This window comes from Herbidospora sp. RD11066 (genome assembly GCF_054661255.1).
The window spans coordinates 431,140-444,067 of record NZ_BAAGDO010000004.1; the positions used below are offsets into that span (position 1 = coordinate 431,140).

At 67.3% G+C, this 12,928-nt stretch carries 9 protein-coding genes; 7 read left to right on the forward strand and 2 right to left on the reverse strand.

The genetic code is table 11. The features are described from left to right. Positions 1-65 precede the first annotated feature (65 nt). Genes ACYQ78_RS18735 through ACYQ78_RS18745 form a run of 3 tightly spaced genes read left to right on the forward strand, consistent with a single transcriptional unit; the run spans position 66 to position 1,482 of the window. Positions 66-383 carry a hypothetical protein gene (locus tag ACYQ78_RS18735; protein ID WP_459802133.1) on the forward strand — a complete coding sequence of 106 codons (318 nt, stop codon included), beginning with the start codon at positions 66-68 and terminating at the stop codon, positions 381-383. Positions 384-409: 26 nt separating this feature from the next. Next, complete coding sequence (locus tag ACYQ78_RS18740; protein WP_459802134.1) at positions 410-1,027, forward strand: nucleoside/nucleotide kinase family protein; 618 nt, start codon at positions 410-412, stop codon at positions 1,025-1,027. Further along, entirely contained in the window at positions 1,024-1,482 is a 459-nt protein-coding gene (locus tag ACYQ78_RS18745; protein WP_459802135.1) for a peroxiredoxin, read from the forward strand. The genes ACYQ78_RS18740 and ACYQ78_RS18745 overlap by 4 nt, the downstream gene beginning before the upstream one ends. Here ACYQ78_RS18745 and ACYQ78_RS18750 read toward each other — a convergent pair. Then, the gene (locus ACYQ78_RS18750) at positions 1,466-1,909 is read right to left on the reverse strand and encodes a hypothetical protein (RefSeq protein ID WP_459802136.1); all 444 of its coding nucleotides are present in this window, start codon (positions 1,907-1,909) and stop codon (positions 1,466-1,468) included. The genes ACYQ78_RS18745 and ACYQ78_RS18750 overlap by 17 nt on opposite strands. Before the next feature lie 18 nt (positions 1,910-1,927). On the opposite strand from ACYQ78_RS18750, the gene ACYQ78_RS18755 reads away from it, so the two are divergent. From ACYQ78_RS18755 to ACYQ78_RS18770, 4 genes are all read left to right on the forward strand, one after another. Further along, positions 1,928-2,539 (forward strand): DUF998 domain-containing protein, encoded by a 612-nt coding sequence (locus ACYQ78_RS18755; protein ID WP_459802137.1) that lies wholly within the window; start codon positions 1,928-1,930, stop codon positions 2,537-2,539. An 84-nt stretch (positions 2,540-2,623) separates the two neighbouring features. Continuing rightward, on the forward strand, positions 2,624-3,133 hold the full coding sequence (locus ACYQ78_RS18760; RefSeq protein ID WP_459802138.1) for a hypothetical protein: 510 nt from the start codon (positions 2,624-2,626) through the stop codon (positions 3,131-3,133). A 2-nt stretch (positions 3,134-3,135) separates the two neighbouring features. Beyond that, positions 3,136-5,145, forward strand: a complete 2,010-nt coding sequence (locus tag ACYQ78_RS18765) for a flotillin family protein (RefSeq protein ID WP_459802139.1) — start codon at positions 3,136-3,138, stop codon at positions 5,143-5,145. Beyond that, complete coding sequence (locus ACYQ78_RS18770) at positions 5,142-9,791, forward strand: DNA repair ATPase (RefSeq protein WP_459802140.1); 4,650 nt, start codon at positions 5,142-5,144, stop codon at positions 9,789-9,791. The genes ACYQ78_RS18765 and ACYQ78_RS18770 overlap by 4 nt, the downstream gene beginning before the upstream one ends. A gap of 4 nt (positions 9,792-9,795) precedes the next feature. Here the strand turns inward: ACYQ78_RS18770 and ACYQ78_RS18775 are convergent, their stop codons facing one another. Continuing rightward, positions 9,796-12,771, reverse strand: a complete 2,976-nt coding sequence (locus ACYQ78_RS18775; protein ID WP_459802141.1) for a TIR domain-containing protein — start codon at positions 12,769-12,771, stop codon at positions 9,796-9,798. Positions 12,772-12,928 lie beyond the last annotated feature (157 nt).

The following is a 12,928-nucleotide window of genomic DNA, read 5'->3' on the forward strand; positions in this document are numbered from 1 at the left end:
ATGCGCTACTCGCGACACTCGGCTTCATTTTGGTGGCGATCATTGGATTGATCACTAATTTGGTGGTGAACGACGTCAGCATTCCGCTGGTCGTGGTTCTGGTCGTCCTGGTGGCGGTTGGTGCGTGGATCGCCTGGTATCGGGCGAAGCTCCAGGGGAAGAAGACCGAGACCAAGAAAGCCGACGTCCGCCAGGTCGCCCGGGGCGGCTCGGTGATCGCGGATTCGCCGATCACCGCCCGGGTCGGCTCCGAGGTCGACGACATCGCCGATGGCAAGTCGTTCATCGCAGGGTCGAAGCTCTCCGCGGGCGACGGCGCGAAAGTCGAGCGCCGGGCCGAAGACGGCGGCCGCATCATCGGCAGCGACCTGACCGTCGACTGAACACGGCCACCGGGCATGATGGCCTGATGGGTGTGCGGCCGGTCTCCGTCGAAGGGCTCGTCGCGGAGGTGGCCGAGGCGATTTCGGCGCGGTCCGGCTGGGTGCGGGTGGCCGTCGACGGGGCCGATGCGGCCAGGCCGTGGGAGCTCGCCGATCAGGTCGCCGAGCGGCTGCGGGTCAGGCGGCAGGTGCTCAGGGTGTCGGCCAAGGACTTTCTGCGGGCCGCATCCCTCCGCTATGAGTTCGGCAAGCAGGATCCCGACTCCTACTACGACGGATGGCTCGACGTGAAAGGGCTCACCCGGGAGGTCCTGCAGCCGCTCGACCCCGGTGGCACCGGACGCGTCATCCCCTCGTTGTGGGATCCGGTCAGAGACCGGGCCACCCGGGCGCCCTATCAGACGCTTCAGGCCGACGCCGTCGTCATCCTCGACGGGCCGTTGCTGCTCGGGCAGGGGCTGCCCCTCGATTTCTCCGTCCATCTCAGCCTGTCGAAGGGGGCGTTGCGGCGGCGTACAGAAGAAGAGTGGACGCTTCCGGCGTTCGAGCGGTACGCCGATGAGGTCAGGCCGCAGGATTGGGCGGATGTGGTGGTTCGGGTGGATGATTCGCGACACCCGGCACTGGTAGAAAGACTCCCATGAATATCGGTGAGCTCGTTCCGGACTTCGCGCTTCCGGACGAGAACGGGGAGACCCGTCGCCTGAGCGAATATCTCAAGGAAGGGCGCGTCGTGCTCTTCTTCTACCCGGCCGCCATGACCTCCGGGTGCACCGCCGAGACCTGTCACTTCCGTGACCTGGCCGCCGAATTCAAAGCCGTTGGAGCGGTCCGAGTCGGGATCAGCAAAGACCTGCCGAAGCGGCAGAAGATGTTCGCCGAGGCGAACCGGCTCGACTTCCCCCTGCTGTCCGACTCCGAAGGGGTCGTCGCCAAGCAGATGGGGGTGCGCCGGTCGGTCGCCGTCGGGCCGTTCGTGACCCGGCGGATGACGTTCGTCATCGACACCGACTACACGGTGATCGACGTCATCCACAATGAGGTCATGATGACCGACCACGCCGACCGGGCGCTGAAGACGCTCAGGGATAGAGCCTGACGCGGTCGTCGACGTCGTGGTGGAAGTCCCCTTCCAGCGGGACGTCCCACGCCAGCACGACCGTCCACTGCTCGTAGTACCACTCCAGGCTGTGGCCGCTGAAGCGGAAGTTGGCCCGGTAGCGGGCGCGCCGGCCGGGGGCCAGCGTGAACAGTTCGACGGGCCGCCGGTTCTTGGGGAACGACGCGAAGACGGCGGCCCGGGAGACCCGGCCGGTCGGTTCGATGCGCAGGCCGGCGGCGGTCGCGGGCAGGGTGAGTTCGCGGAGGCGCTCCGACCACGGCGTGGGGACCACGTCGTGGAACACCACGTCTCCCGTGCAGGCCGGCAGCGGCACCCCACCAGGCGGCGACCCCCGCAGCGTGGCCGCTGCCGCACCGCGGCCGGCCTTGGACCAGCGGGTCAGCACCCGCTGCACCACGAGCATGGTGGCATTTTAGAGAGCATGCGCGTTCTCGCCCAGGCCGGACTCGGAGCGATCACTCTGGCCGCCGCCGCCATCCTCACGTTGGAGCTCTCCTCGGGCCTCGATCTGGCCCGCCGGACGATCAGTGAACACCAGCTCGGAGAGTACGCCTGGCTGTTCGGGGTCTCGGTGGCGCTGATCGCCCTGGGGTCGCTCGGGATCGGGGCGGCCCTGATGACGCAGCGCGGCAACCGCCTCGGCATCGTCGCGCTCGCGGGATGGAGTCTCGGGCTGCTGGTCGTGGCGGTGTTCCCCAAGCACAACTGGGCCCTCGGGCCGTCGCTCGAAGGGTCGATCCACCGGGTGGGGAGCGTGGTGGCGTTCGTGTGCCTGCCGATCGCCGTCATCCTGCTGGCCCGTCCGTGGCGGGACACCCTGTCCCGGATCGCCGCGCTCCTCGGGGTCGGGGCCGTGGTGTGGCTCGCGGGGATCGGGCTGGTCGCGTTCACCGCCGCGCGGGACGGGATCCCCTGGTGGCGGGCCATGCCGGTCGGGCTCGGGGCGGTGGAGCGAGGGCTGGTGTTCACGGAGGTGGCGGCGCTTGCGGCGTTGGGGATTTGGGCCATCGTGAAGCAGGGGCGTACGGCATAAATGGACCTATTCCCCCTGGAACCCCGCTGGTAGATTCCACGTTTGCAAGAGGGGACGGCGCAATTGCCGTAAAGGGGATAGAAGTTGCGCGATTTTCTGGACGCCGCATTAGGTTTCCCGGCTGTCCTGTTCAGCTTCGCGTTGATCGTCGTCATCGGCTACTGGCTGCTCATGGCCGCCGGTGTCCTTGACTTCGATGGTCTTCCGGCGCCGGCGATCTCGGGGTTCGTCGCCGTCGGATGGTTCACCGCGCTGGCCGGAACGGTGTTCCTGCCCGAGCTCGGCTGGGTGACGCTGGCCGCCGCGCTCGTCGCGGGGTTCGGCGCCGCCATTCTTGTACGCCGCCTCACGCCCGCTCCCGAGAAGGTGCCGTCACGGCATGACTTCGTGGGGCAGATGTGCGTGATTCGTACACAGTCGGTCTCCACCGACTTCGGTCAGGCCGAAGTCCGGGCCGCAGACGGCTCGACCGCGGTCATCCAGGTGCGCCAGACCGGCACCGACTCCTTCAGCGCGGGCGGGGCCGCGCTGATTTTCCAATACGACTCAGACGGTGAGTTCTTCTGGGTCATGCCTTACGAACGGGGATTGTGAACATGGACGTCATCTCGGCGGGAGCCGGAATACTCATCGCGGTCGTCCTGATCGTGGTCATCGCACTGGTGGTCGTGGTCAGCCGGTTGTTCAAGAAGGTCGAGCAGGGCAAGGCCCTGATCGTGTCGAAGGTGCGCCGGGTCGACGTCACGTTCACCGGCGCCGTGGTGTTACCGGTGCTGCACAAGGCCGAGTTCATGGACATCTCGGTGAAGACGATCGAGATCGAGCGCTCCGGTCACGAGGGCCTGATCTGCCGGGACAACATCCGGGCCGACATCAAGATCACGTTCTTCGTCCGCGTGAACAAGACCGCCGAGGATGTCGTGAAGGTCGCCCAGGCCATCGGCACCGCCCGCGCCAGCGACGAGACCACGCTCCAGGTCCTGTTCAACGCCAAGTTCTCCGAGGCGCTCAAGACCGTCGGCAAGCAGCTCGACTTCGTCGACCTCTACACCCAGCGCGACGAGTTCCGCGACCAGATCATCCGGGTCATCGGCACCGACCTCAACGGCTACTCGCTGGAGGACGCCGCGATCGACTTCCTGGAGCAGACCCCGCTCTCCAGTCTCGACCCGGCCAACATCCTCGACGCCCAGGGCATCCGCAAGATCACCGAGCTGACGGCGATCGAGCACGTGCGTACCAACGAGTTCCAGCGCAACGAGGAGAAGGAGATCACCCGGCAGAACGTCGACGCCCGGGAGGCCATCCTGGAGCTGGAGCGCCGCCAGGCCGACGCCGAGATCAAGCAGAAGCGCGAGGTCGAGACCATGCGCGCCCGCGAAGAAGCCGAGATTTCTCGTGTACGTGCTGAGGAGCGTCTCAAGGCCCAAGCGGCGGCCATCAAGACCGACGAGCAGCTCGGCGTCCAGAACGAGAACAAGGCCCGCGAGGTCGCCGTCGCCGAGAAGAACCGCGAGCGCGTGATCGCCATCGAGAGCGAGCGCATCGAGAAGGACCGCCTGCTGGAGGTCATCGCCCGCGAGCGGGAGACCGAGCTGTCGCGCATCGCCAAGGAGAAGGAACTCGAGGTCGAGAAGCGCTCGATCGCCGAGGTCATGCGCGAGCGCATCGCGGTGGAGAAGACCGTCGCCGAGCAGGAGGAGGGCATCAAGCGCCTGCGCGTCGTCGAGGAGGCCGAGCGCACCCGCCAGGCCGTCATCATCGCCGCCGAGGCCGAGGCGCAGGAACACCTGGTCAAGGACATCAAGGCCGCCGAGGCCGCCGAGGCCGCGTCCAAGTTCAAGGCCCGCGAGGCGCTCGTCATGGCCGAGTCGCGCCAGCAGGCCGCCGAGCTCGACGCCCGCGCCAAGATCCGACTGGCCGAGGGCGTGCAGGCCGAGGCCGCCGCGACCGGCCTCGCCGAGGTGCAGGTCAAGGAGCGCAACGCCGCCGCGATCGAGAAGGTCGGCCGGGCCGAGGCGGTCGTCGAACGCGAGCGGGCCCTGGCCACCGCCGAGGGCACGCGGGAACTCATGAAGGCCGAGGCGGAAGGCGAGCAGGCCAAGGCCATCGCCGCCGCGATGATGGTCGGCGAGAAGCTGAAGGCCGAGGCCGAGGGTCTCACCGACAAGGCCGCCGCGCTGGCCGCGATGTCCGACGCCTCACGCGGGCACGAGGAGTACCGCCTGCGGCTGGAGGCCGAGAAGGAGATCCGCCTGGCCGGGGTCGAGGTGCACCGCAAGGTCGCCGAGGCGCAGGCCCAGGTTCTCTCCGCCGGTCTGGCCAAGGCCAACATCGACATCGTCGGTGGCGACAGCGTCTTCTTCGACAAGCTCGTCGGCGCGGTCAGCATGGGCAAGAGCATCGACGGCTTCGTGGAGAACTCCGACGTCGCCCGCACCCTGGCCGAGCCCTACCTCAACGGTGACGCGAGCCTCAGCGCCGACGTCGCCAAGATCGTGTCCGGGGTCGACTCGGGCGCCGTACGCGACATGACGGTCTCGGCGTTCCTCGCCAGCCTTATGAAGTCGCAGAACGGTCCGGCGATCCCCGCGGCCGAGAAGTGACCGGGCTGGACGCCGGCACGTACGAGATCCTCCGCACCCGGCTGGCCGACCAGGCGAAAGCCCTGGCCGGCCGGGCCGAGGAGCTCAACGCCCGGCGCATCGAGGTGTTCGGCGGCTCGGAGATGCGGCTCGTGGGGACCGAGCGCATCCGTACCGCCAACAACTGCATACCCCGGGACGTGGTCTCGGCCGGCGACACCATGGTCTTCGGATACAACGTGTTCATCGGCCTCCGCCCGCAGACCAACGTCTCCGACGTGTTCTCCTTCCACCGGTTCTCCCGGGATGGGGACACGTTCGCCTTTTCGAATGCGCCGGGACTCTTCGGCGATCCGGTTTTCGAGAAGGACTTCGCGGAGCTCTACCGCTATTACAAGGAAACGCGGCTGCTCCAGCTGCGGAAGATCGACGGGAAGCTGCTCGCGATCTTCCAGACCGGGCCGCAGGACATCCGGGTGCTGCGGTGGACGATGTCCGTCGACGGCGCGCTGTCCTATCTCGACTCGCGGGGGGAACGCGACCACGTCCTGCCGCCCTCCCACGACTTCGAGTGGGTCGAGACGACGCGCGACGACCACGTGCTCGGCCGGCATCCGCACATCTCCATTGGCGGTGAGCTGTTCGTCGAGACGGTCGGCGGCGACCTGACGATCAAGGTCGAGAACAACACGGAGACCGGTGAGGGCGTCTACTCCGAGCCGGTGACCGAACGGCTGCAGAGCCTCGCCGACGCCGACGTGTTCCACGCGCGGGTCGGGCCGCTGATCCTGCTGAAGATCCGGCCCTACAAGGAGACCGAGTGGCGCCACCTGGTCTTCAACACCCGTACCAAGAGCGTGACCAGGCTCGACGGGATCGGGCAGGCCTGCCAGCGGCTCCCGGAGGACCAGGGGATCATCTTCCCCGGCGGCTACTACCTGACGACGGGTGTGGCCAAGACGTTCGAGACCGACGTCGCCGCGCTGGAGTTCGAGCGGGTCATCAGGGGTGAGGAGGACGTGCTCTACGTCTTCCACGCGCGGGAGGAGGGGCGTTACCTCCTGCTTCCGTACAACGTGATCCGCAAGGAGGTCGCCAACCCGCTGCCCTGCCACGGCTACTCGCTGTTCGACGACGGCACGCTGGTGGTGTTCCGGGCGACCTCCGACGAACCGTCGCGGGTGCACCCGATGCAGGTGTGGGACACCCCGTTCGCGGTGGAGTCGTCGACCCCGGTCGGCACCGGACCGCTGGAGCGGATCGGCAACGGCGAGCTGGTCAGGGGCGTCTCCGACTGCCTGTCCGTGGCCCGGATGGTCGGCGAGATGGCTCCGGCGCAGGCCGTCTTCGAGGCGCTGATCGCCTCCTGCGACCGGATCGCCGACGCCTACCACTGGCTCGGCGAACACGGCCTGCATGAGCCGCTGAAGGGACTGCGGAGCACGGCCGAGCAGGTCCTCGACGAGTTCGAGAACGTGCAACGCCTGACCGAGGACGCCGCGGCGGCCGTGGCCGAGGCAGGAGAGCGCATCAAGGCGATCCGCTCGACCGGCGTGACCCGCCTGGCGGAACTCCGCCGGACCCAGGGCCACCTGGTGACCCTGAGAGAGCGCCGGTACGCCGACCTCCCGGCCCTCGACGCTCTCGCCGAGACCGTGGAACAGCAGGTCACCGAGACCGCCTCCCAGGTCGTCGCCGACCTGCAGCGCGACGACGCGTTCGCCGGCTTCCACACCTCGGTCGACGCGCTGTCGGAGGAGGCCGAGACGATCAGGACCGTGGCCGACGCGGCCCCCCTGTCGGAGCGCCTGGCCGCCCAGTCGGACGGTCTGGAGACGCTCGTCGAGGTGGTCGGCACACTGGAGGTCGAGGCGACCGCCCGTACGGTCATCCTGGAGAAGGTCGGCGCAGTCCTCGCCGAGATCAACCGGGTCAGGGCCACGCTCGACGCCCGGCGGCGCGAACTCCTCGCCGCCGAGGGCAGGGCCGAGTTCGCGGCCGAGTTCGGCCTGCTCGGTCAGGCCGTCACGGCCGGCCTGACCGGAGCGGATTCACCGGAGAAGTGCGACGAACGGCTCGGCCGCCTGCTCCTCCAGATCGAGGGACTGGAATCCCGTTTCGGCGAGTTCGACGACTTCCTGTCACAGCTCGAACGCAAACGCGAAGAGGTCTACGAGGCCTTCTCCGCCCGCAAGCAGACCCTCCTCGACGACCGCGCCCGCCGCGCCGACCGCCTGGCCGAGTCGGCCGACCGCATCCTCGGGACCGTCCGGCGCCGCTCGTCGACCCTGGCCTCCCTGGACGAGGTCAACGCCTACTTCGCCGCCGACCCGATGGTGGCCAAGCTTCGGGCGGTGGCCGCTGACCTGCGGGATCTCGGTGATTCCGTCCGCGCCGACGAACTTGAAGGCCGGGTGCGCGCGGCCCGCCAGGAGGCCGGACGCGCCCTGAAGGACCGCACCGACCTGTTCGACGGCGACACCGTCAAACTCGGCCGCCACCGGTTCGCCATCAATACTCAGCCGCTCGACCTGACCCTCGTCCCGCACGAGGGCTCGCTGTCGTATGCCATCACCGGCACCGACTACCGGGCTCCCGTGACCGGCTTCGACGACACCCGGGACTTCTGGGACCAGCTGCTCGTGTCGGAGACGAGCGAGGTCTACCGGGGCGAATACCTGGCGGCGTCGCTGTTCCCCGTCGAGGGCGACGTGGCAGAGGCGGTCCGCCGCGCGGCCGAGTCGCGTTATGACGAGGGCTATGAGCGCGGCGTCCACGACCACGACGCCGTGAAGATCCTCGACGTGGTGACGCGGTTGCACGCCGGGGCCGGTCTGCTGCGCCACCTTCCCGCCGCGCGTGCGGCGGCGCAGTTCTTCTGGGCTTTCGGGAACCCTTCGCCGACGTGGGAGGTCAGGGCGCGCTCCCTCACCCGGGCCCGGGAGCTGTTCGGCGGCGGCGAGGAGGCGCTACGCGCTCTGGCCGACGAACTGGCCGAGGCGATCGGAGAGAACGGGCTTCTGGCGGCCGACTATCTGATCGAGGAACTGGCCACCGGACCTGGGGGGTTCGTGACCTCCTCGTCGGCGCGGGCTTTTCTCGACGGGTTCACCGAGGCGCTGGGCGCGGAACGCTTCGCTGCCTTCACCGCCGAACTGTCGTCGCTCGACCTGGCGGCCCGCATCCAGCTCGCGGGGGCGTGGCTGGCCGCCTTCGGCAAGGGCGAGGTCTCACCCGAGGTCGTGGCGCTGCTGCTGTGCGACCTGCCGCGTTATGAGTCGGCGGCCACCCTTGACGGGGTCGTCGAGGGGCTCCTGGGGGCGCATCCCCGGATCCAGGGGCGCTCGATGGAGTTGCGCCTCGACGAGTTCCTGGCGCGGACCCGGATCTTCCGGGAGGAGCGCGTACCGGCGTATCGGGCTTATCAGAAACGCCGCGGCGAGCTGGTGGTCGGCGAGAAGAAGCGCCTTCGCCTGGACGAATATCGCCCCAAGGTCATGGACTCCTTCGTGCGGAACCAGTTGATCGATCAGGTCTACCTGCCGTTGATCGGTGACAACCTGGCCAAGCAGTTGGATCACGGGATGGGGTTGCTGCTGCTGATCTCCCCGCCGGGATATGGGAAGACGACCCTGATGGAGTACGTGGCGAGCCGATTGGGGCTGGTCTTCGTCAAGGTCAACGGGCCTGCTCTTGGACATGAGGTCACCTCGGTCGATCCGGCCGACGCTCCTGACGCCACTTCCCGCTCCGAGGTGGAGAAGATCTCGTTCGCGTTGGAGATGGGCAGCAATGTGCTGCTGTACCTGGACGACATTCAGCACACCTCGCCTGAGCTGTTGCAGAAGTTCATCTCGCTGTGTGACGCGCAGCGGCGGATGGAGGGCGTGTGGAACGGGACGGCTCGGACGTATGACCTGCGGGGGAAGCGCTTCGCGGTGTGTATGGCGGGGAACCCGTACACCGAGTCGGGGCAGGTGTTCCGCGTTCCCGACATGCTCGCCAACCGGGCTGACGTGTGGAACCTGGGTGAGGTGCTGAGCGGGCGGGACGACCTGTTCGCCCTTAGTTACATCGAGAACGCGCTGACGGCCAATTCGGTGCTGGCTCCTGTGTCTGACCACGGGGAGGTCGAGAAGCTGGTGCGGCTTGCCCGGGGTGAGGGGAGCGCTGATCAGCTCGAACATCCTTACAGCACGGTCGAGCTCGATCAGATCCTCAGTGTGCTGCGGAAGATGCTGCGGTTGCAGGAGGTGGTGCTGGCCAACAACCGGGCCTACATCGCTTCCGCTGCCCAATCGGATGCCAGCCGCACTGAACCGCCGTTCTTGCTCCAAGGGTCGTACCGGAACATGAACAAGCTCGCGCAGCGGGTGGTGCCGGTGCTGACGGATGCCGAACTGGAGGGCATCATCGACGACCACTACCTGGGCGAGGCACAGACCCTCACTTCGGGCGCGGAGTCGAACCTGCTGAAGCTGGCGGAACTGCGTGGGGTGCTGACGGACCAGCAGAAGGTCCGCTGGGAGGAGGTCAAGGCGGCGTACCGGCGGGCCCGCGCGATGGGCGGCGAAGAAGACGACCCGACCACCCGAACGGTCTCGGCCATCACCCACCTGGCCGATCGGCTCAGCGGGGCGATCACCTCGTTGTCGCAGGACGTGTAGACGGTCAGGAGAAACGCAAATGCGCCTCGGCCTGGCCGTTCCGGACGGTCACCACGCCACGCTCGAAGAACTGGATTCGGGTACCACCTTCGGCGGTCGACGACTCTTCCACGGCAATGGGGAATCCGAGGTGGCGCAGGTGGCCTTCAGTCAGTAGATCGGCGATGTCCCGGCGAACGAGAACGGCCTTGTACTGCTTCTTCCAGAAGATCATGCCGCCTTCGAATCTCTGGAAACAGCACCATGGCTCGTCGGGTGATTCACGGCCGTCGGTTTCGCCCGAGGTCGGAAATCCCAGCCAGCTCGCCGTTCCGCCCAGGCGTTCGTAGCGGGATCCGATCGCGGCGATGACGGAGTGGACACCGTGTGCTTCGGATCGGTACACGGTTCCCCCGCCGGGGCGTCCCTCCGCTTCCGCCCATTTCCCGTGAATATCGCTGGAGTAGTCCTGGCGATATTCGAAGCGTTGAAGCCGGCCGACGGCCCCATAAGGGGATTCGGCCGCATCCACCTCGCCGCTGACGGGGAAGCCGAGCCGGCCGACGACGCCACCGTTGTCGAGGTGATGAGTGGCCATTTTCGCGACCACCGCGATGGGTGGCGAGCCGTCGACCTGATAGATGGCCCCGCCGTCGAAGAGCTGAAAACGCCCGGTCGTTCCCTTGGGGGAGAGAACGCCCTGCTCAACGCCCGTAACGGGAAATCCGAGATCACCTTGCGTGGCGTGACATTCGGCTATCGCTCCGGATATCGCGCGGGCGCCGCCCCCTTCACTCCAGTAGACATGGCCATGGTGGAAATTCTGGTGGAAGCCCTCCACTCCCTGCATGGAGATGCGGCTGAGCCAGCCGAGCCGGGCGCCGAGCGCGGAACCCTGGGCGATTTCGCAGTGCGACATCGCCTCACCGGCAGCCGGGAGATGCCGCAACCAGGCCGCGGGGGACGCGACCGCCGCCACGAGTTCCCGCGCCTTGCTGCGGTTCATACTGGCCAGGAACAGGACGGCCAGTTCCTCGTTCAGCGCTATCAGGACGTTCAGGATGTCCGCTGAGGTCCCGACGGCCAGGTTCGCCAGCAGAGGCACCGCATCGTCCAACGTCATCTGGCTGATGCGTTTGGCGGCCGTATGGGCGTTGAACGCGCCGATCGTCTCCACGGTGAGGGACTGCCACGTTGGGTAGAAGTTGTTGTTCTGGACGCCGCCCACCTGGTTCGCCTGCTGCGACTGACCGTGTGCCGTGAAGTTCACCTGAGAAGGGCCGGAATCCGGCTGGTGGTGCCCGACGCCGGAGGATTCGCTTTCTGCGCTTCGGTTGCCGAGGTCGGTGGTGCCGGGGAGCACGCGGCGGCGGGCCATCAGATATCGCGCGATCCGGTCGAGCAGGTCGGTCGTCTCCTCCGCGCGGATCTGGAGCCGCCGGGTGTGCTCGGTGCCGGCGAGAGCGTGGGCGAGCAGCCTCTCGCAGGCGGGCCAGGAAGCCGGCTCGTCGACATCGTGGGGGAAAGCGCTGTTCATCGCCATGAGCGCCGATGCCGCCCAAAGAGATTGAAATTCACCGAGGCCGGAACGGGTGGCGTCCTGCACCATCCGATGGATCGACATCACGCCGTCACCGATGGTGGCGAGAGAGTGTTGTTCGAGGGCCCGGGCCGCCTCGGAGCGGCTGTGGTCCTCCAGCATCGTGAACAGCTCGTCGGGCATGCCTAGTACGGGGACGATCATGTCGAGTGGGATCGCGTCGGGGGCGAGGAAAGCGGCGAACCGGAGCAGCGTCACGGCGGCCGGAGATCGCTGGGCCAGGCGGTCGACGATGACCTTCGATGTTCCGGCGATCGTCGTCTGGTGGCTGCCGGTCTCTCCCGGCCCGAACAGCTGCGTCGACTTCTGACGGAGAAGTATGAGATAGGTGGCCGCGGGCATGCCGCCCGCGATGACGCTGGCCGCCTGCGCGAGCGCGAGCGGCAGGCAGCCCAGTGCCGTCGCCAGCTGCGCCGTGTCAAGGTTGGCGACCACTCCGCGCCCGACCAGATACCGCACGGCATGTAGGACGCTGAGGGGTTCGAGCGGATGCGTTCGCGCGTTCGGCCAGTCGGGCCACCGCGAGGTGATGAGCACGTGCCCGGAGAATCGCTCCGGAAGCAGCGGGAGGATCTCGCCCGGATCCTCGGCGCTATCGAAGATCAACAGCCACTTCTCGCGGCGGCTGAGTGTCTGGCGTAGTGCCGTGATGGCCTGGTCATCGGTCTCGAACGGCAGCCCCAGCTCGCTCGCGAGCCCGACGTAGTCTCCGCGCAGAGTCGCGGAATCTTCCGCCCGCACCCACCAGATCAGGTCGTAGGAGTCGGCGTGCCGGTTGGCGTATTCGATGGCGATCTGGGTCTTGCCCAATCCGCCCTGACCGGTGATCGCCTGGATGGCGGAGTCGCCCGATCGTAGATCGTCGTACAGTGCGCGGATGAAGTGGTCGCGGCCGATGAAATCCGGATCCGGGCGATGCCCGCGAAGCTCGAAGATCTGATCCACGGTGTCGGGGAAGCGCGATGGTTTCGTGGTCTGGGGGGAGAAATCGGCGGGCGGGGCCAACGGCCCCAGTAGCCGGAGCCGGGCGACCGCCTCGTCATGCACATGTCGGAGGTCGATCACCGGCAGAGTGGCGAGTACGGGAGGGATATCCCTGCCGTCGAACTGGACGGGGATCAGGGCTTGTTCCTTGCCCTGAAGTCCCTGGACGTACGCGGCGGCATAGACGGCAGACGCCTCGGCGTGCGAGGTGGCGGGCAGAACGAAGATGGTGTGACGACTTGTGGCCAGCGCTCTGTTTATCGCGTCGACGTGCATGCCCCCGGGCCTGAAGTCCGAAGCGGTGAAGATCACCCTATATCCGGCGTTTATTAGTTCGGAGGCGATCCATTCCCCCCATGCCACGTCGCCGTCCGTGTGGTAGACGAAGAAGTCTTGGGTGTATTCGGTGTCCGGCAACGAATCTCCTGGAGCGTGCCTTTGGTCGCCTGCGTCTCATCCGCATGGTGGTGGGTGAGAAGAGACACTATCGATTCGGCCTGTGCATGTCACAAAGCGTGTCCGAAATGCATATTTGGTATCGCCCGCTGATCGGGCCTATGGAGGCTGACCCGTG